The sequence below is a fragment of the Spiroplasma endosymbiont of Labia minor genome (genome assembly GCF_964019845.1).
Classification (GTDB): Bacteria; Bacillota_I; Bacilli_A; order Mycoplasmatales; family Mycoplasmataceae.
This window is the reverse complement of sequence record NZ_OZ026465.1, coordinates 223,544-243,683: the sequence shown is the minus strand read 5'-3', so window position 1 is coordinate 243,683 and position 20,140 is coordinate 223,544. Positions and strand designations below refer to the sequence as shown.

Here is a 20,140-nt window from a genome sequence, read left to right as displayed (position 1 = left end):
GTAAGAACTGCATTTTAATTTTCATCGCTATATTAATTTTATTTTTGTCTATCTAAAATTCTTTCAATTTCTTTACCAACACCAGCTTTTGAAGCGTGCTCAACTACAGTGTGCGCTATTTCCTGAATTTCTTTCTTTGCATTTCCCATTGCTACTGCATATCCAGATCATTCTAATGCCTGAGCATCATTTTCACCATCTCCAAAAAAAGCTACATTATCTGATTTCAAACCATAAAATTCAATTAAATGTTTTAATCCATTTGCTTTATTTATATCTGCAGGATTAACTTCTATATTTGAGTTATCTTTACTAATGTAAGACCAAGAAAAAACAGAAAATCCTTTCTTAACTAAATCAGCTCTTAATTCCAAAACACGTTCCTTGTTACCGAAAATAATAAATTTATTAACTGCTGGCATTTTGCTTTCAAATTTTATTTTTTTAAGTTTTCTTTTAGTTCTTAATTTCATAAATATTTCAAATTTACCAATTTTTTTTGCAACAATTCCTTCTTTTTTATGTTCTGAATAACCAAAAACATGTAGATTTTTGTCCAACGCTTCTTTATAAATTGTTCATGCTGAATTATGGTTAATCATTTTTTGTCAAATTATTTCTACTTTTCCATTTTCTTTAAATTTAAAAACAGTTCCCCCATTATAACCAACCATTAATGATTTGTTATCTCATAAACCTAATTTTCTGGCCAAATTAAATATACCAGAAGGACTTCGCCCAGAAGCTAAACAAATTCATAATCCTTGTTCTTTCGCTTTTTGAATTGCTAATAAATTTTTTTTTGGCAATCTACCCTTATGAACTAAAGTTCCATCTATATCTAGCGCAATCATTTTAATCATTTAAATATCCTCTAACTAATAAATTTGTAAATACAAATCTAAGCAACTAATTCTTTTAATTTAATTTTTGGAGCAAAACCAATATGTTTATTTACTTGTACTCCATCTTTAAAAATAATTAACGTTGGAATTGACATAATTTCATATCTCTCCATTAATTTTGGTAATTCATCTACATCAACATTTAAAAAAGTTACATCAGTTTCTTCTTCTGAAAGTTCTTCTAAAAATGGCTCTAGCATTTTACATGGTCCACACCATACAGCAGAAAAATCTACAAAAATATGTTTTCCACTATTTAAAACTAAATCATATTCCTCTACTGTTTTTATTTTTTTTATACTCATAACATTCACTCCTTAAATATAATCAATTAATATTTTCTTGTTTATAAATTTTGCAACACCATCTTGGTCATTTCTGTCTGTTGTTTCTGCAGATATTTCAATTAATTGTGGCATCGCATTTTCCATTGCTATAGAAATATCTACTTTTGCAAATAAATCAAAATCATTATGTGAGTCACCAAAAGCATATGAAACATAATTTTTTACTTGCAAATAATTAATAATTTCAGTTACAGCAAAACCTTTATTAATACCTTTAGGAGCAACTTCAAAAACTCTTGTTGTATATTTAATGATTTCCACATCTGGATAATACTTCTTAAATCCATTATAAAATTTATCTGCTTGTTCATCTGTTGCTTGTTTTTCTAAAATTATTGTCAAATGAGATATTGGTTTTACAATTTCATTTAATGATTGAACTATTTTATATTCAACATCCATAATTTTTGATCAAAAAGATGAATTATCTCCCTTACCATAAACATAGGTTGTATCATCTGCGAAATAATGAACCTTATACTTAAAATTTCCATACGTAAAATTAAAAATATTTCTAATAAAATCACTTGATAATCTTTTATCTACAATAAATCTATTCTGTTTAAAATCAAAAATTTGTGCGCCATTATTTGCTGCAATTAAGCCGCCTAATTTATCTAGTTTCAATTTTTTTGCTTGAATCAATGCATCTTTTGTAGACCTCGCTGTAATTGGAACAAAATAGGAATTCAAACTATATATTTTATCTACAGTTTCTATTAATTTTTGAGAAAATTCATGTTTTTCATTCAAAGCAGTTCCGTCAAGATCAGAAAAAATCAAGACTTTTTTCATATATCTCACCCATAATCTTAACTTGATTATAACATTAAAAAATAGTTTATCTAATAAAATACTTCAAATAAAAAACGTTAGCAACAACTAACGTTTATAATTTAATTTGGTCCGGGATAAGGGACTTGAACCCCCACGTATTGCTACGCCAGATCCTAAGTCTGGTGCGTCTGCCAATTCCGCCAATCCCGGAAAAAATGGTGTCCCGTGCAAGATTCGAACTTGCGACCCACTGGTTAAAAGCCAGTTGCTCTACCGGCTGAGCTAACGAGACATTAATAATAAAAATCGGTAAATTGACTAATAATAGTTTAGCATAAATAAACTACTTTTTATGTATAAATAAAATAATTTAGCAAGTTTTATTTCATTATCTTAATCTGTGATTTATTGGTTTAACTGCAAAATCAACTAAAACAAATAAGATGTAAACAACAAGATAACGAATCATTTGCAATCCAAAAGTTACTGAAATTAAAACTAATATAACTTTATTTGGTGAGTTTTTATCTACATCAATAACATTTATATCACCAACAATTAGCAATGCGCTAAATCATGCAGCAGTATAAATTAAAGAACAAATAGGAATAATTAATAAACCGGGGCAAATACGTTTAATTCATTTAATTTTTTTATTTGGATCTTCATGATAAGGAGATATCTTAAATAGCATATATACTATTAAATAAAAAATTAATACAACAAGCCCATTTGCAATTGAATCAAATGCTATTTGTATAGGTGTATGCTCTGAATCTATTAAAACGTGTAATCAAGGCTCCACTATACAAACAAATAATGCAAAGGGCAACGATAAAATAGGTATAGCAGTCATCATAACTATTTGATCTAAAACTCTCATCTCAATCACAACACCACTAATATTTAATGAAAACTTTTCAAATAAACTATCAATAACAGAAACAGCTAAAGCTAAAGCTAATATTATAGCAGTTGATGCTATTCTAAAATTAATTGATTTTCTTGAATATTTAAAATGCCTTTTTCAAGTAAATTCATATAAAGTTATGTCATCATGTTTGCCGCTTTTATCAAAATGATGTTTACCGTGATAATGAGATTTTTTCTTCATTTCCTCATTATCATCATTATGCACTGCATCAGCAAACACTTCTTGAGCTTCTAAAACATGTTCATCTATTTCAATGTCTATTTCTTTTTCATTATGATGTTTTCTTTTCACAATTATATTTTCATCTTTCTACTAAAGTAATTAACTGTAATCTCAATCTTCTTTTTTTAGAGTTCAGTCTCATGTTTCCAATTTCTCTATATCACAAACTCCTACATATGGTAGGTTACGTAATTTTTCATTTATATCAAATCCAAATCCAATAACAAATTCATTTTTTACATCAAAACAATATCAATCAGGTTTTAATTCAACTTTTCTTCCTTCTTTTTTATCTAAAAATGAAATAATTTTTACTGTTTTTGCTCCTTTGAAAAATAAGTATTCTTTCACGTATTTTAACGTAATTCCTGAATCAATAATGTCTTCAACAATTAAAATGTCTTTGTCTTTTATTGAAACATTTAAATCTAATAAAATTTTTGGTTCGCCAGATGACTTTGTAGAACCTAAATAGGATGAAACCACCATATAATGTGTTTCACAATTGTAATCAAAATATTTTAAAAATACTCCCATAAATGGAACACAACCTTTTAATATTCCAACTAAAAGTACATTATTATCTTGAATATCTTCTTGTTCATCATAATATTTAGATATTTCTTTTGCTAATTCTTTTGTTCTTTCCTCTATTTGATCAAAATTATACAAAACATTTTTAATTAATGGGTGTAATTTCATATTAATATAGTCTCCTCTTTTACATCATGTTGATGATGATTAATTTATTTTATCAAAATATTAAGGTTTTTGTTGTCGCAAAAATGATTCTAGTATAAGTTGTGCTGCTACTTCATCTTTCTTTTGTTTTCATTCCTTATTTTTTGTTTTGAATTTGGTATTTGATTGGTGCATTATTGAAAGAGCCATCTTTGTTGTTAGTCTTTCATCTATTTTAGTAATCCCAAAAGTGAATTTATTTTGTAACTTTGTTAAATAAGTTTCAATAAACATTATTACCATTTCAGCTCTTTTACCTACTGTTGCATTCATATTTATTGGATAACCGATTACAACAATATTTGGAATTTCAATTGTTAACATTAAAATTTCTAACTTTTTAACGCAGTCTTCAAAATCATATTCTATAAACTTAATTGTTTTAAACGGAAAAGCAAACTGTCCTATATTGTGTGCTATCCCCAAAGTTTTAGTTCCTAAATCTAGTCCTCATATTATTATATTTTCATTTACCATACCTTTATTTTATATTTTTCTTGTTAATTTTGCATCTAATTTTATCAATTAATAAAAATATTGCTGGATTTATAAATAAAAAATAGATGCTTGCTAAAAAAATAGACATTAATGTATCTGTAAAATAATGTTTTGAAAGAATAATTCTGGAAAACATCATCAATATTATAAACACCGTGAATAAAATTGATACAATAACTTTTTTAAATGATATTCATCTCTTGTTAGTATTCCAAATTAAAATAAATGTAAATAGACAACAAGCGGATTGGACATGGCCAGATGGAAAGGAAGTTCCTCTTGTTGAGGAAAAATTAGGTTTATATCATGGGCTAAAATTTGAATAGTCTGCATTTAAATCTTGAAATCTAATTCTTCCAAAAAAATATTTAAAAATTAATACCGTTAAGGAAAACAAAGCAACAAATACCAATGCACGAATATATCTATCAAAATTTTCAACTATTTGCTCTTGTGCTTTATAATTTGATCTGAAATAGATAAATAAATAAGTATAAATAAAAATGACAATTACTTGAGCAAATATAACTATAACATTATTTGTAGCATCATCATTTAAAATTTTAGTTATTAAAAAATATGAAGCAACAATAAGTGAAATTAAAACAATAAAATAAATAATTCAAACAAGAATATTTTTTGCTTTCAATTCAAAAAAAACTGTATAATACATCTTTTCAACTATAGCTATAAAAATAACTGAACCAACAACTATCATTATTGGCGTTGCAAGAGCAGCCATCAAAATTGAAAAATAATGTAAAAAATCCTTATTTAATTTTATAAGCAAAATTGAGATTGATAAATCATAAACAGAACCGATGCAAAATAATATAAACCAAACAAAATACGCAAATGCTACTCATGATATTAATACCCATTTTGCATAACTTCACCAAGCGATTTCTTCTATTTTTGAAATTTTTTGATTTTTCTTATCTAATATTTTATCTTCCATAATAAATACCTCAAAATAAAACAATTATATCTTTATTTTAAAACATAAAAATAAATTAATTCATTAAAATTAAAAAATACAATGAAAAATTAAGGTGAACCCCAAAAGTGGGGTTCACCTTAAATCATTGTATTTTTTAATTTTAATACTATTTGTTTTTTAAGTTATAGAATGATTTTAAACCATCATAAATTGCAGATTTTCCAAGTTCTTCTTCTATTTCCAATAAACGATTATATTTTGAAATTCTATCTGAACGTGACATTGAACCAGTTTTAATTTGTCCTGTATTTAATGCAACTGCTAAATCAGCAATAGTATTGTCTTCTGTTTCTCCAGAACGGTGTGAAACCACTGTTGTTCATCCTGCTTTTTGGGCCATTTGAATTGCTTCAATTGTTTCTGTTAAAGTACCAATTTGGTTTAATTTAATTAAAATTGCATTGGCAGCTTGTTTTTCAATACCCTCAGCTGTAATAGTTGGATTTGTAACAAATAAGTCATCACCAACAATTTGCAATTTTGTTCCATATTCTTTAACTTGTTTAATGAATCCATTTCAATCTGATTCTGCTAATCCATCTTCAATTGAAATAATTGGATATTGATTTGCTAATTTTCCTAAATAGGCAACCATTTCATCTGTTGTAAAAGCAAATTCTTGATTAAATAATTTTTCAATTTTTTTGAAGTGGTATTTACTGTCATTAACTTCACCTTTAATACCTGAAACCCCATATAATTCTGATGAAGCTGTATCCATTGCTATTTTAATTTGTTTACCAGGTTCAAATCCTGCATCTTTAATGGCTTGAACGATAATATCTAATGCATGTTCTGCTGGCATTTTAGCTTTATATGATTCCAAATCTTGTTTTGCATACGCTCAAGCAAAATTGGGTGCAAACCCACCCTCATCACCAACAGCAGTAATATCACCTTTATTATGTAATATTTTTTTCAAAGCTTGGAAAGTTTCAGAAGATCATCTCATAGCTTCTTTAAATGTAGTTGCTCCTACAGGCATAATCATAAATTCTTGAAAATCAATCGCAGAATCTGCGTGCTCTCCACCATTAATAACATTTAACATTGGAACTGGCAATCTTCTAGCGTTTGTTCCTCCAATATAACGATATAGTGGAATTTCTAATTCATCTGCTGCTGCTTTTGCAACTGCTAAAGAAATCCCTAAAGAAGCGTTTGCTCCCAAATTTTTTTTGAACGGATCGCCATCTATTTCTAACATTTTCATATCAATAGCAACTTGATCTGTTACTTCCATTCCAATTAATTTTGATGCAAATACATCATTAACATTTGAAATCGCTTTCAAAACACCTTTACCATTGTAACGCGCTTTATCTCCATCACGTAATTCTAGTGCTTCTCTTGAACCTGTTGAAGCTCCTGATGGAACTTTTGCGACTCCACATCCACCAAATTCTGTTTCAACTTTTACTTGAACAGTTGGAAATCCACGTGAGTCAAGTACTTCTAATGCTTTAATACTTATAATTTTTGACATTTATTTATATTCCTCCATACTTTTCCATTATATTCTTTTTTAAACTATTAAAACAAGCAATTTATTATAATTTAAATGAAAAAATGGCTATTTTGTATAGCCAATTGTTCATCTTTCACCAATATGTTTTGGATTATGTATTTCGTTTGTTAATTCTCATGCCCCATCTAAATATGAAACAATTGATTGATTATTTGTATTATAAATTACTACATCTTTTCCGATGCCGTATTTTTTTGTTAATAAACCTGGGTATTCGAAATCTAATGCTGGTGAAAAAATTGATACTTTAATACCATCAACATTATTATACATTTCCAATGCTTTTGCGTGGCCTTTCATAACTCCCACAAATTCTTCTGGAACTTGTGATAAATTATCAACTAATCTAGAAGTTTTTGTTTCATCAAGATATAGAGATGCTGCACCAGAAACAATTACACCTCTAACATTAGTTTTAAGTAAAGCATCAATTATATTTTTAGTAACATTTATTAACTTGGTTTCACTTGATGTGCCAAATGTAGATACAAAAACATCAATTCCTGATAATGCGTTGACAATGTCATTTAAATTTTTTGCATCACCACTAATATATTTAATATTATTATTTTGCAATGTATTTTTAGCCTCATCAACATTTCTAACTAAAACATAGACATCATCTTTTGCGTCTAATAAATTTGCAACAATCATTTTACCCAATTTGCCTGTTGCGCCCAAAACTAATACTTTCATATAATTCCTCCATTAAATAATATTAATAAATTTCTAATTTTTTTTATAAAGACTTTGCTCTGATTCAACTTCCACAATTTCTTCTTGATGAATTTCTTTTGGTTTTCAAAAATTGTCATCCATTTCTCTAATTGTTTTTTCTATTATAGCAATTTCTAAATTTAAATTTATCCACTCTTGTTGAAATTTTTTATTTAAAGGTTCTTTTTCGATTTGATATTCAATTTGCATTTTACGAGTTTTTAAAGCGACTGTGCGTTTTCACAATTTTGCTTGTTTTTCTACTATGTGTGCATAGTCTAACATCACGATCAACTCATTTCTTAAAAAAGTTTTACCGCATATTATTATACACTAAAAAGTGTGTATTTTCTACACTTGATTATATAAATTATTTATCATTTAATTTATTTTAATCTATAAAATTAATTTTTATTTTTTAACAGAAATCAATCATATCAAATTCAATAATAATTAAGATAAATAGCAAATCTCATAATTGATAATAATTCATTTTCAAAAAAATTTTTGATTAAAAATTATGAATAAACTATAAATCATTTGTTGATTTATAAATTAATCAATTCACAAACAATATTATTATTTTATTTGCAGCTATAATATTTCTTAAAAATTTTTGTGCATTATCAAAAAATTATCTAATTTTGATAACTAGTGAGGATCACTTCTGTGTTGTTTACGTTCATTTTGTGTTAATCAACGTTTTCTTAATCTTATATCGTTCGGTACCACTTCAACCAATTCATCTCATTCAATAAATTCTAATGCTTCTTCCAAAGAAAATTTCACTGGTGGTGTTAATTTAACAGCATCATCTGATCCTGATGCTCTTGTATTTGTTAGTTTTTTACCTGTTGTTGGATTAACATCTAAATCATTATCTCTTGAGTGCAATCCTACAATCATTCCCTCATAAACTTCTACCTGAGGTCCTACAAATAATTTTCCACGTTCTTCCAAATTATTTAAAGCATATGGTAAAGTTATTCCGTTTGTCATTGAAACTAAAACTCCATTTTGACGTCCTTGAATAACTCCTTTATATTCTTCAAAACCATCAACTGAACGAACTAAAATTCCTTCACCATGTGTATCATTTGTAAATTCAGTTCTAAATCCAATTAATCCACGCATTGGTACACGATATTCAATACGATCGCGAATACCATCAGAATCCATATTAGTCATCATACCTTTTCTTAGGTTTAATTTATTAATGACTGTTCCTGAATATTCTGTAGGTACACTAATGATGACATTTTCAACTGGTTCCATTTTCACGCCATTTTCAATGTGAAATATAACTTCTGGTTTTGAAATTCCAAGTTCAAAACCTTCTCTTCTCATTGTTTCAATTAAAACAGATAAATGTAATTCTCCACGCCCTAAAACTTTGAATCCATCTGCAGATGAATCAGATAACGATTCTACTTTCATTCCAACATTAACTTCAAGTTCTTTTTCTAAGCGCTCTTTAATATTTCTTGTTGTAACAAACTTACCAACTTTACCAGCAAAAGGAGATGTATTTACTAAAAAATTCATTGACATTGTTGGTTCTTCAATATGAATTGGTGGCATTGGTCTTATGTCATTTACATCACAAATAGTATCTCCGATTGAAATTTCAGCTAAACCTGAAATTACTACAATATCTCCAGCATATGCTTCTTTCACTTGTACTCTTTTTAAACCTTGATAAACAAATAAATTTACAATTTTGCCTTTTACATTTCCACCGTTATTATTTTTTGCAATTATAATTTGTTGCCCTTCTTTTATAGTGCCTTCAAATAATCTACCTATCCCTAATCTACCAATAAAAGCATCATATGCAAGTGATGAGATTTGCAATTGAGTATTTTTTGATGATAAATCAATTGGGTAACTACCTGTTTGTTTTACAATAGTTTCAAACAATGGTGATAAATCAATTGATGGAGTTTCCATATCATATTGAACAATTCCTTTTTTTGCAATTCCAAAAAGTGTTGGAAATTCTAACTGTTCTTCGTTTGCATCCAATTCCATAAATAATTCTAAAACTTCATCAACAACTTCCAAAGCGCGTTGATCTTTTTTATCTATTTTATTGATTAATAAAATTGGTTTTAATCCAAGTTCTAATGCTTTTGATAGAACAAATCTAGTTTGAGGCATTGGGCCCTCTGAAGAATCAACCAATAAAATCACTGTATCTACTGTTTTCATAATACGTTCAACTTCTGAAGAAAAATCTGCATGGCCTGGAGTATCAACAATATTAATTTTGTAATCTTTATATTGAATTGAACAATTTTTTGAATAAATTGTTATGCCTCTTTCACGTTCTTGGTCATTTGAATCCATTACTTGTTCTTTTACAACTTCATTTGTTCTAAATACTCCTGATTGTGATAAAAAAGCATCAACTAATGTTGATTTACCAGCATCAACGTGCGCTATAACGGCTATATTAATAATTTTTTGGTCTGTCATGTTTATTTTCCTTTTCGCTTTTTAGATAATATCAAAATTTGCCATAATAATACAAGTTATATATAAACTAAAAATTTTAAAGCCTCAAATAATGTTGAGGCTTTAAAACAAATATATCTAATTTTCAAATTTTTTATAATTATATTTTGTAACTTCTATTCTCTTTTTATGATAATTCATAAAGGTATTTTGAAATTGTGTTTGAACAAAATCGCTACCATAAAAAGAAGAAATGAATTGCTCATAATTCAAAAACAAATAATGAAGCTGTATATCTGCTTTATACAATTTATTTAATACATAATTTACGTGAGAATTTTTTAGAGGCTGCATGTTTAACAATTTCAGTTGTAAGACTCACTAATTTACTAAAATTTGTTGATTTCTTATGAAATTCAACAGGATTTAATTTATTATCACTATCTGTTAAAGAATTATCAATAATGTTGTTGAATAATTCTTTAATTTTTTTTTGAAGCATAGATATATGAAATACTGCAATTTATTTCTTTTATTTTCTTAATTACAGTTGCTTGCGCATATGTTGTTATTTTTTGTAAGTCGAAATTTTGCGTGTTTTGCTCAAAAACTATCGAATTGTCATCTTTTTTAATTTCAGTAAAAAAAGGTGACAAATATTTTCTAAAACTAGAAAATATATAAATTGGTTCTGAAATATGTAAACCGAATTCTTCAAATTTACAGTATTTTTTAAAAGCTATAGTTCCTGTACTTTTTGTATGAGTTCTCTTTAAAAATTTTGAAACATCATAAAGAAAACTATTTTTCAAAAGTTCTTCTAATTTATTTATATTAACTTTAAAACTGTCTAATAGTCTATATTCTTCTAACTCATTAGACAAATTTAAATTATCATTTTTAACAAATGAGGTTACATTTTCTGTTAGCAATTTTTTATGCCAATCAAAATATGTTTGAAATGAGAGTTTATTTAAAAAGTTTTGTACATCCATATATATTCCTATTTAATAATGCACTCGTACCTTTTTAATACTAACACACTTCAAATGAGTAAGATAAAAATAGCAGTTTAATTTTTTAAATGTGAATAATTTTTGTCAACTCCACCAAGCGAAATTAAATGTGCTTCATTTAATTGTTCATCTCTTATTTCTGAAATTGTTTGCGGAACCATCATATCTTCTCTATTTGAAAAATATGTCTTAAAATAAATTTCATACAATAAAAGTGAATAGAAATTGAAAGTATCCATTGTCATTAAAAATTGGAAGAAATCACCAATTTGTTCATCTACAGAATTTGAACTACTTTCTTGTTCGGGATCAAATGCATCTTCAAGCGTGTCTTGAACCACTTCCATAAAATCACTTACTTTTTTATAAAATTCTTGAGGTGCTAAGGTTGAATCTTTATCTTTCAAAAATTTTTTTTGAATATTAATCGCAAAATGAGCGTACTCTTCTGGAATATTTAATGAATTAAAATCAGCTGTCATATCGGCGTGAGTTTTAATAATTGTTTTTTGTAGAATTTTTGAAGCCTCTCAAATCTCGGTATCTGTTAATAATAAATTATTTAAAGATAAATTTTTCTTATTTCTTTCATTTTCATTTGTTTTTAATAATACTAACATTGATAAAAATTCATGACTAGTGCTGACAAGTGACATAAATCGCATATAGACAATATCTGATTCTTCATATTCTTCTAAAATTTCAGGTTCATCTGAAAAGGTTTCCAAAATTTTGTTATTTCACTCATGTCTTTTATTATCTAAATAATTATATAAATAGTGTGCTCAATCATAAACATCAAATTTATTTGAATTTACTCTAGTAATTTCTTTTGCGATTCAATTATTTTTTAAATTTGAATTTCATCTTACCAAATAAATTTCATCTTCAATTGCCAATAGACAATTTTTACTATATTCTTCAATAGTTCTCTTTAAAATATTACTTACCATCTAAATTTACCTCTATATAATTTGTTACATAATTACCTGTATATTTTGAAAGTAGACCGTCCAAATAAACTATATACGCGAAACCAACTGACAAACCCAATAAAATGTTATCCATAAAACCATAAACTTCTTTTGGTGAATTAATATCTAGTTGATCTTCTGATTCAAATTTAAAATCAAATTTAATCATTTGTTTATATAAATTAACATTCATAATATTTTCAATGAATAAGTCTTCAATTAAATTAAAATTTAAACCATTTTTTTTGAACTCATTCAAGGTTTTTTCATCTATTCCAAAATAAGTATTTTCAGCTCTATTTTTTAAATAAGTTTTAATTTCTTTACGTTCATTTTCTGGTCTATTTAATAAATGGCTGCCAGTCTCTATTCAAAAATCTCTTGACAAACAATCCAATATAGAACTATTTTTTTTGCTTATTGCAAAAATAGTTGGAATATCTTCTTTTGCAAGTTCTTTTCCAGACAATGCAACAAAAGCTTCCACATTTTGAATTAATTTTGCAATATCTGTATACATTTCATGAAAATGTTCTTTCATTTCTATTAGCAGTGACTCTGGATCATTATGATAGATAGATATAAATTTTTGCAGTTCAACCATAAAATTATGTTTTGCAACACCTGTATTTTGACGCTCTAAAAAATTAACATCATAAGAGCGAATGATTTCTCTACCTAACTTGGCTAATTCATTTATTAGCTCAAAACTTTTATTTTCCATAAGTTACTCCTTTTACATATTTCTATGCAATTAAGCAAATTATCAAAATATAATCTGCCGCAAATATTATATATTTTATTTAAGTTTGTTTATTTGAAGGATAATTCATATGATAAGTATGCCTTAATTCATAATAATCAGCATGACTTTCAGTTACTGTCAATTCTTTTAAATTATCTGCTCAAATATCTCAACCAGTTTCTTTGTTTTCCGTTCTGAAATCAAATCTTTTCATTTCTCGCCCGCAAATTGCACATGGTTTAAAAATAGTTTTTTCGTAAGTTGAATCATTGTTAATTGAATTGTAATCTCAAAGTATTTTGGCATCCGCAGATTGTAGTTTATTTAATTTAACTTTCATCTTAATTACTCCTAAACCAATTAATAAATAGCAATTTCATACACATTTAATTATACATTTTTAAAATGGTCTTCTAGTACATATTTATAAATATTTGCTTTTCGCATGATTTGATTTGCATCAGCATCAGAATTTACATCGGGGTGATAAGTTTTTGCCATTAATCTATAAGCTTTTTTGAATATAACATAAGAATCCGTTCTTTTCAAATTGAAAAATTTTAGTGCACTGTCTAACTCGGATGAAAGAACCATAGTTTTTGTTTGTTCGAAAAAATCTTCAAAATTATTTTCTTCAGAATTAAAACCAAAATAATCATTTTTAAAATTGTTAAAATCTTTTGATATTGTTTCTGTAAATTCATCTGTATGAGTATGTTGATAATTTTTTTGATAATTAAGTGATTCGACTGTTAATTCACAAACTTGTTCTAACATTCTAGATCAATGATAAGAAAAATCTTGTCCCATTTCAGCTATTTCTGATACTGTTAAATGGTTTTTATTTGGGTTCAGCTGCCTTGATTTTGAAATAAGTTCACCTTCATAAATAATATCTTCATATGCTTCCAAAGAAGTTCTACTCATGGTTTCAAAAACGCGCTTAACTAATGATGAATTATTTATTTCTTCTTCTTTAAATAATTGATTAATTATTTCATTAAATTTAATTGTTGTTAAATACATAAATTTCATACAAGCAAAACAAATTAATAAAGCTGCAATATCTGAAATTTTTTGTTCCAATATATTAAAAACATTCTGAAATATTGAAACTGCGGGAAAATTTGTGAAATCTTCTTTAATTTTAACTTTAGTAAAATATCATGAAAAATCATTTTTCAAATCACTTGGAATGATTTGCACACTTTTGCTTTTTTGAAGTTCATTAATGAATCATCTTATCCGTTTTTGCAATTCAACGCTATTATATTGTCCGTAAGTTCCGGGTTCAATTTGTCAGTCAATTAAATAATTAATTTTATTTGTTGCATCATACGAATAGAGTCGTTTTTTAGTTTCTTCTTTTAATAGCTTTTTATACTCTTTCTTTCAACCCATAAATATACGTCCTTTTAATTATTATATAAAAAAATGATGAAAATAAAAATAGAGTAGAAACTCTACTCTATAAAGATTTACAGATCATAAATGCTTATTTTAGTACAGTTAATCAATAATTTAAAAAATATTGTGATTTGAATAAAGTACCTCGTGCATTTCTTCTGTATCTGAGAATTCCATTGGAGTATCAAATCAATCAATTGATACTTCATTTTCTTCTAATTGCCAAATATTTTTAGTTTGACCAAATAATAATTTCTTAATTTTAATTTCTTCGAAAATATTATTTTTAAAATTTAATGATGGTGAATTTACCAATAATGTTGAATTCAAAATTATTTTATTTACTCATGCATTACAATCTTTTCTTTTTATTGGTGAACTAATTGTTCCTAATATATCCAATAATTTTTCCATATATTGAAAGCCTTCCACTATGAATAGAATAAATAATTTTAATAATACAAAAAATTGAAACATACAAATGCTTCTTTATAAAATAGACGTAAATCAAAAAATTTATATTAAAAAAATTAATTATATACAATATATAAAATTTGTCAATGAGTGGCAAACTTTATTAAAAGAAATGACATATACATTTCTATAGTTAATTTTAACATTTTTAATAAATAATTCAACCTTTAATTCTAAATTATATTTAAATTTAATAAATTATAAACCACGTTTTTTTAATGTTTGTTCCATTTGTCGATAATTTGGTAAATGTTTTGCAATGAAGTGTTTAAAATTTGCTGAATGATTTGGAAATAATAAATGTGTCAATTCATGAATTATTACATAATCTATCACATCAACAGAGAAATGAATTAGCGATGGATTTAAAATAATTTTCCCAAGCATCGGGTAGCAAACCCCTCATCTTGTATCCATTGATTTAATAGTTAAATTTTTATATGTTACTCCTAGTCTAGCTGCAAACATATCTGTTTCTTTTTTAAATCAATTGTAATATTGTTTGGCCAGAAATGTATACATTTTTTTTGTTTGCTCCAACTTTGTAGGATAAAATTTCATATAAAAACCATCATCCTTCATAATTGCATGAATATTTTCATTAACAACTTTTAATTTATATGGTTTATCAAAAATTTTAACTCAAGAATTTAATCCATCAAAGTTAAATTTTATTGATTCTGAATATGACGATCTCATTTCAATAATTTTGGGCATATTGCGATAAATTAATCTTTCAACATCTCATTGTTGTGCATATTCTGGTGCAGATACATACATTTCACCATTTTTAACTCTAAGTCCAATTAATTTTCTTTTTTGATTTATTTTAAAGTAATAAAAATATTCGCTTCCTTGATAACTTATTTTTTTTACAATATATTCTGCCTTTATTGCCATAAAATAGATGCCTTTCTAAAAACTATCATCATTAAAATCATTTTCATTAATAATTGGTTTTTTAACTTTATCATTTTTATCTGAATTTTTTTTATTTTTGATATCATCTTTTTGATGCTTTGATTTAATAGGTTTTTTATAATTTTCACCAAATTCAATTTCGGATGAAAAAATTTTATTGGCCATTGAATTAACATTATAATCATTAACAAATAAAGCTGTAAATGATAATTTATTTTTTTTAATTAATATTCCTTCTATTAATTCAATTATGAAAACACAAAAAGAAAAAAGAACAAAAAATCACATACCGATAAAATATTTAGAAACAACATTGTAACTACTTTGCATTGAATATCAAAATGCATCCATATAACTTATTTCACCTGTAATATTTGTATAATTATTATAAAAATATTGTTTTGTAAATTGAATTGTAATTAAGGCGGTAATCCATAGAAAAATAATAATAATAAAACATATACTTTGAGCTATTCTATTTTTTGATGTCGAAAAAACAAATAAACCAATAAAGGCAAAAAAAAGAATAATAATAAATGACAATGCTCATCCAATTAATGGTAAAAATACTCTAAACGTTTCTGCAATTCCACCAAGTTTTTCATTTCATTCATCAATTGAAAATGAACTATTTTTGCTATTAATAAAATATAATAAATAACCTATAAAATCTTGTATTCCATTGTCAAAACACAATCATATTGCAATCATAATCGGTAGTCCAAAAAGCATAATTATAGTTAAGATTCTATTTGCAAACACTAATCTTATTATATTGTTGTTTATTGACTTAAAATTTTTAAGGTTTAAAGTTTTTTTAGACATTACAAGCGAGCACCCTTTTCATTATTATAATATCATGTCAATTAAAAATAAAAAATCTTATCAATAATAAGATTCTTTATTTTTAATGAATTTGATCCTCTGTATGATTCCTAGTTTTAATATAAGTGAAATCATCTAAATCATCATTTTTATTTACAGCATTTTTTGATGAATCTTTAATATCATTTGTGTTTTTTTGTTCAACATTATAAAAAGAATCAGGTATTTTTGAATTATTATCAGATGATTCTTTTTTTGTTTCTTCTAATAATTCAGAAAAATCAATATCCGAAAATTGGCCAGTTTGTTCTATTTCTTCAATAATTTCTCCTGATGGTTTAATTAAATTATTTTGCAATTCACGAATTTTTCGTCTTAAATCAGGAGTATTACTTGAAATACTTTCATTATATAAATTTTTATGGTTATTAACTGAATCTCCAATATTCACTGCAACAGCATCTGTTTTCAAATTAGTTACCGATAAAATTGAAAATATAAAAGTTGGACCACCAATTGCAACTAATAAAATTGTTTGTAATATCTGAGTTAGACCTGTAGAAAGTGACAAGATAAAAGATACCGCAGTTGCTGCCAACAATAACATTATACTTATAATTATGAATGCCAAAAATAATTTATTTTTTGTTCTTATAAATATAGATATAAAACCTGTGACACATAATGCAAGACCAAATGCAAACAATAAGATAATTAAAATAGATGAATTACTATTTATTAAAATAAATTCTATTCTCAATGGTTCTGAAAAGATAAAAAAAGATGCACAAACAAATGAACAAATTAAACCAGAAACAATAATTAAAAATGTACTTATAAGTCTCAATAATTTAATAACAATCAACACCTTTTTATAGATTTATTATAGCATATTATTAAATTTAAAAGATTAATCATCAAGTTTCAATACCGCCACAAAGGCTTCTTGTGGAACAGAAACTGAACCAATTGATTTCATTTTTTTCTTACCCTCTTTTTGTTTTTCTAACAATTTTTTCTTACGTGAAATGTCTCCACCATAGCATTTAGCAAGAACATTTTTTCTCATAGCCTTAATGGTTTCCCTTGCAATAATTTTTGAACCGATAGCTGCTTGAATTGGTACTTCAAAATTTTGTCGTGGAATAATTTCTTTTAATTTTTCACATATAGCTCTACCACGACTATATGAGAAATCTCTATGAACAATCAAAGATAGAGCATCAACTGAAATACCATTTAGTAGCACATCCATTTTGACAAGTTTGGATTCTTTATAATCTACAAGTTCATAGTCAAAAGAAGCATAGCCTTTTGAAATTGATTTCAATTTATTAAAAAAATCAAAAATAATTTCATTTAATGGCATTTCATATACTAATTCTCGTCTATTATTATCTATCACAATGAGGTCTTTATAATTACCTCTTCTTTGTTGACATAAATCCATTAGATCACCTAAATATTGTTCAGGTGTCATAATAGTTATTTTCACATAAGGTTCTTCTATATAATTTATTTGTTGAGGTTCTGGTAATTTAGATGGATTATCTATTGAAATAACTTTTTTATTTGTCAAATAAACATTATAAACTACAGATGGCGCTGTTGCTATTAATTCTAAATTGTATTCTCTCTCTAAACGTTCTTTTATCACATCCATATGTAATAAGCCTAAAAACCCGCATCTAAAACCAAAACCTAATGCTTCACTTGTTTCTGGTTCATATACTAGTGAAGAATCTGACAAATTAATTTTCTCTAAAGCATCACGTAAATCTTTATATTTAACTGTATCTACTGGATAAATACCACAATAAACCATCGGATTCATTTTTTTATAACCAGGTAATGGTTCTATTGCAGGATTTAAAACATGTGTAACTGTATCTCCAACATGAACATCTTTAATATTTTTAATTAAAGCTGTCAATCAACCAACTTCTCCCGCCTCTAATCGTTCCTTTTTAACTTCATTTGGATTTTTAATACCAAGCTCTACTATTTCGTACTCAGCTTTTGATTGCATTAAAAGAATTTTATCTCCAATTGAAATTGTTCCTTGTCTAATTCTGATAGATAAAATAACACCTCTATATTTATCATAATATGAATCAAAAATTAATGCCTTTAAAGGAGCATTATCATCTGCATCAACTGGATATGGAATTTCGTGAACAATAGCTTCTAATACATCATGGATATTTAAACCGGTTTTAGCAGAAATTAATGGCGCATTTTTACAATCTAAACCTATAATATTTTCAATGTCTTGCTTAACTTTTTCAACATCAGCAGATGGTAGATCTATTTTATTAATTACAGGAACTATAAATAAATCATTATCCAATGCTAGATAAACATTAGCTAATGTTTGAGCTTGAATTCCTTGAGTAGCATCAACAACTAATAACGCTCCCTCACATGCAGCAAGTGATCTTGAAACTTCATATGTAAAATCTACATGTCCCGGTGTATCAATTAAATGAAAAATATATTTTTCACCATTATCTGCAACGTAAGGTATTTGAACAGAATTAAGTTTAATTGTTATACCGCGCTCTCTTTCAATATCCATAGTATCTAATAATTGGTCTTGCATATTTCTTTTTGAAACTGTACTAGTTAATTCCAAAATTCTATCAGCTAACGTAGATTTACCGTGATCAATATGGGCAATAATGCTAAAATTTCTGATTTTTGATTTATCCATAATTTAAAAATGCCTCAAACTATAATTTTATATATTATAAAATTTATTTTCTCATGATTTATTATAACAAAAAACCCTGTTTATGATAATAAACAGGGTTTTAAGGTTAAAGTATATTTGTACATATGGTGCTGATGATAGGACTTGAACCTACAACCTACTGATTACAAGTCAGTTGCTCTGCCAATTGAGCCACATCAGCGTATAAATAAAAAATGGTGGAGTGTGAGGGACTTGAACCCCCGACCGTCTGCTTGTAAGGCAGATGCTCTCCCAACTGAGCTAACACTCCACAAAAAAATGGTAGCCCGTACGAGGTTCGAACTCGTGTGTCCACGGATGAAAACCGTGTGTGTTAACCGCTTCACCAACGGGCCATGATAATAAATGGCGGCTTTTGCAGGACTTGAACCTGCGACAAACCGGTTAACAGCCGGTTGCTCTACCAACTGAGCTAAAAAGCCATTTACAACCTTAGATATAATAGCATAATTATATTTATTGTTTCAAGTATTTTTAAAAACTTATTTAATTTGCATAAAAAATAACCGCTCATTTCTAACACGGTTATTTTTCTCACTTGAATCTATAAACCTAATATTTGTGTAAATTCTTTATATTCCTCATCAGAAACAAATTCTAAATTACCAATTTCTTTTGCCAATTTTTGTTTTTCTTCTGCGGATAATGCTCTCGCTGCTTCTTTCATAATAATTACTTTTTGTTCTTGGCATTCTTCTATGCTAATTTCAATTTGTTCTAAATCTTTTTGTAATTGTTGTTCTTGATCTTCTTTTGCATCTGGCATAGACATCAAAATGTCCATTTTATCCATTTCCATATTTGATAGGGCTTCATTGCAATCGATTAATTTTTCAATTACTTCTTGTGCATTCATAATATCTTTCTCCTATAGAATTATTATATTCCAAATGCATT

General features: G+C 26.6%; 23 protein-coding genes and 6 tRNA genes. All 29 read right to left on the bottom strand.

Annotated features, from left to right (window positions below; all coding sequences use genetic code 4):
* Window positions 1-38 precede the first annotated feature (38 nt).
* The 29 genes from AACK85_RS01220 to AACK85_RS01080 all read right to left on the bottom strand — a co-directional run bounded on the left by AACK85_RS01220 (window position 39) and on the right by AACK85_RS01080 (window position 20,099).
* A complete protein-coding gene (locus AACK85_RS01220) occupies window positions 39-863 on the bottom strand; it encodes an HAD family hydrolase (protein WP_338970265.1) in 825 nt (274 codons plus the stop codon).
* Window positions 864-901: 38 nt separating this feature from the next.
* Window positions 902-1,210 carry a thioredoxin gene (gene trxA, locus AACK85_RS01215; RefSeq protein ID WP_338970262.1) on the bottom strand — a complete coding sequence of 103 codons (309 nt, stop codon included), beginning with the start codon at window positions 1,208-1,210 and terminating at the stop codon, window positions 902-904.
* A gap of 12 nt (window positions 1,211-1,222) precedes the next feature.
* On the bottom strand, window positions 1,223-2,047 hold the full coding sequence (locus AACK85_RS01210) for an HAD family hydrolase (protein WP_338970260.1): 825 nt from the start codon (window positions 2,045-2,047) through the stop codon (window positions 1,223-1,225).
* Window positions 2,048-2,154: 107 nt separating this feature from the next.
* A tRNA-Leu gene (locus AACK85_RS01205) sits at window positions 2,155-2,239 on the bottom strand.
* A gap of 6 nt (window positions 2,240-2,245) precedes the next feature.
* A tRNA-Lys gene (locus AACK85_RS01200) sits at window positions 2,246-2,321 on the bottom strand.
* 96 nt (window positions 2,322-2,417) lie between these two features.
* The gene (locus tag AACK85_RS01195) at window positions 2,418-3,254 is read right to left on the bottom strand and encodes a hypothetical protein (RefSeq protein ID WP_338970257.1); all 837 of its coding nucleotides are present in this window, start codon (window positions 3,252-3,254) and stop codon (window positions 2,418-2,420) included.
* Window positions 3,255-3,284: 30 nt separating this feature from the next.
* Window positions 3,285-3,887: a hypoxanthine phosphoribosyltransferase gene (gene hpt / locus AACK85_RS01190; RefSeq protein ID WP_338970255.1), complete on the bottom strand. Its 603-nt coding sequence runs from the start codon at window positions 3,885-3,887 to the stop codon at window positions 3,285-3,287.
* Between the two features lie 60 nt (window positions 3,888-3,947).
* The gene (gene ruvX / locus AACK85_RS01185; RefSeq protein WP_338970253.1) at window positions 3,948-4,403 is read right to left on the bottom strand and encodes a Holliday junction resolvase RuvX; all 456 of its coding nucleotides are present in this window, start codon (window positions 4,401-4,403) and stop codon (window positions 3,948-3,950) included.
* Between the two features lie 4 nt (window positions 4,404-4,407).
* Window positions 4,408-5,382 carry a phosphatase PAP2 family protein gene (locus AACK85_RS01180; protein WP_338970250.1) on the bottom strand — a complete coding sequence of 325 codons (975 nt, stop codon included), beginning with the start codon at window positions 5,380-5,382 and terminating at the stop codon, window positions 4,408-4,410.
* 148 nt (window positions 5,383-5,530) lie between these two features.
* Window positions 5,531-6,910 carry a phosphopyruvate hydratase gene (gene eno, locus AACK85_RS01175; protein ID WP_338970248.1) on the bottom strand — a complete coding sequence of 460 codons (1,380 nt, stop codon included), beginning with the start codon at window positions 6,908-6,910 and terminating at the stop codon, window positions 5,531-5,533.
* Window positions 6,911-6,997: 87 nt separating this feature from the next.
* Window positions 6,998-7,648 carry an NAD(P)-dependent oxidoreductase gene (locus AACK85_RS01170; protein ID WP_338970246.1) on the bottom strand — a complete coding sequence of 217 codons (651 nt, stop codon included), beginning with the start codon at window positions 7,646-7,648 and terminating at the stop codon, window positions 6,998-7,000.
* 33 nt (window positions 7,649-7,681) lie between these two features.
* Window positions 7,682-7,954 carry a hypothetical protein gene (locus tag AACK85_RS01165; RefSeq protein WP_338970243.1) on the bottom strand — a complete coding sequence of 91 codons (273 nt, stop codon included), beginning with the start codon at window positions 7,952-7,954 and terminating at the stop codon, window positions 7,682-7,684.
* Window positions 7,955-8,320: 366 nt separating this feature from the next.
* Window positions 8,321-10,147, bottom strand: a complete 1,827-nt coding sequence (typA, locus tag AACK85_RS01160) for a translational GTPase TypA (RefSeq protein ID WP_338970241.1) — start codon at window positions 10,145-10,147, stop codon at window positions 8,321-8,323.
* A gap of 289 nt (window positions 10,148-10,436) precedes the next feature.
* Complete coding sequence (locus AACK85_RS01155; RefSeq protein WP_338970238.1) at window positions 10,437-10,628, bottom strand: hypothetical protein; 192 nt, start codon at window positions 10,626-10,628, stop codon at window positions 10,437-10,439.
* Window positions 10,609-11,121: a hypothetical protein gene (locus AACK85_RS01150; protein ID WP_338970235.1), complete on the bottom strand. Its 513-nt coding sequence runs from the start codon at window positions 11,119-11,121 to the stop codon at window positions 10,609-10,611. Before AACK85_RS01150 ends, AACK85_RS01155 begins: the two co-directional genes overlap by 20 nt.
* A 77-nt stretch (window positions 11,122-11,198) precedes the next feature.
* On the bottom strand, window positions 11,199-12,095 hold the full coding sequence (locus AACK85_RS01145; RefSeq protein ID WP_338970233.1) for a hypothetical protein: 897 nt from the start codon (window positions 12,093-12,095) through the stop codon (window positions 11,199-11,201).
* On the bottom strand, window positions 12,085-12,840 hold the full coding sequence (locus AACK85_RS01140) for a hypothetical protein (RefSeq protein WP_338970232.1): 756 nt from the start codon (window positions 12,838-12,840) through the stop codon (window positions 12,085-12,087). Before AACK85_RS01140 ends, AACK85_RS01145 begins: the two co-directional genes overlap by 11 nt.
* A 79-nt stretch (window positions 12,841-12,919) precedes the next feature.
* Entirely contained in the window at window positions 12,920-13,201 is a 282-nt protein-coding gene (locus AACK85_RS01135; RefSeq protein ID WP_338970229.1) for a hypothetical protein, read from the bottom strand.
* Window positions 13,202-13,251: 50 nt separating this feature from the next.
* On the bottom strand, window positions 13,252-14,262 hold the full coding sequence (locus AACK85_RS01130) for a hypothetical protein (protein ID WP_338970226.1): 1,011 nt from the start codon (window positions 14,260-14,262) through the stop codon (window positions 13,252-13,254).
* 120 nt (window positions 14,263-14,382) lie between these two features.
* Window positions 14,383-14,682: a hypothetical protein gene (locus tag AACK85_RS01125; RefSeq protein WP_338970223.1), complete on the bottom strand. Its 300-nt coding sequence runs from the start codon at window positions 14,680-14,682 to the stop codon at window positions 14,383-14,385.
* Window positions 14,683-14,940: 258 nt separating this feature from the next.
* Window positions 14,941-15,642 carry a M48 family metallopeptidase gene (locus AACK85_RS01120; protein WP_338970220.1) on the bottom strand — a complete coding sequence of 234 codons (702 nt, stop codon included), beginning with the start codon at window positions 15,640-15,642 and terminating at the stop codon, window positions 14,941-14,943.
* 15 nt (window positions 15,643-15,657) lie between these two features.
* Window positions 15,658-16,488, bottom strand: a complete 831-nt coding sequence (locus AACK85_RS01115) for a hypothetical protein (RefSeq protein WP_338970217.1) — start codon at window positions 16,486-16,488, stop codon at window positions 15,658-15,660.
* Between the two features lie 82 nt (window positions 16,489-16,570).
* Window positions 16,571-17,353 (bottom strand): hypothetical protein, encoded by a 783-nt coding sequence (locus AACK85_RS01110; protein WP_338970214.1) that lies wholly within the window; start codon window positions 17,351-17,353, stop codon window positions 16,571-16,573.
* A 45-nt stretch (window positions 17,354-17,398) separates the two neighbouring features.
* Window positions 17,399-19,201: a translation elongation factor 4 gene (lepA, locus tag AACK85_RS01105; protein WP_338970211.1), complete on the bottom strand. Its 1,803-nt coding sequence runs from the start codon at window positions 19,199-19,201 to the stop codon at window positions 17,399-17,401.
* A gap of 126 nt (window positions 19,202-19,327) precedes the next feature.
* A tRNA-Thr gene (locus AACK85_RS01100) sits at window positions 19,328-19,403 on the bottom strand.
* Between the two features lie 14 nt (window positions 19,404-19,417).
* Window positions 19,418-19,493, bottom strand: a tRNA-Val gene (locus tag AACK85_RS01095).
* A 9-nt stretch (window positions 19,494-19,502) separates the two neighbouring features.
* Window positions 19,503-19,578: transfer RNA gene (locus AACK85_RS01090), tRNA-Glu, on the bottom strand.
* 11 nt (window positions 19,579-19,589) lie between these two features.
* Window positions 19,590-19,665, bottom strand: a tRNA-Asn gene (locus AACK85_RS01085).
* Between the two features lie 122 nt (window positions 19,666-19,787).
* Window positions 19,788-20,099, bottom strand: coding sequence for a hypothetical protein (locus AACK85_RS01080; RefSeq protein ID WP_338970208.1), 312 nt, complete (start codon window positions 20,097-20,099; stop codon window positions 19,788-19,790).
* Between the last annotated feature and the right edge of the window lie 41 nt (window positions 20,100-20,140).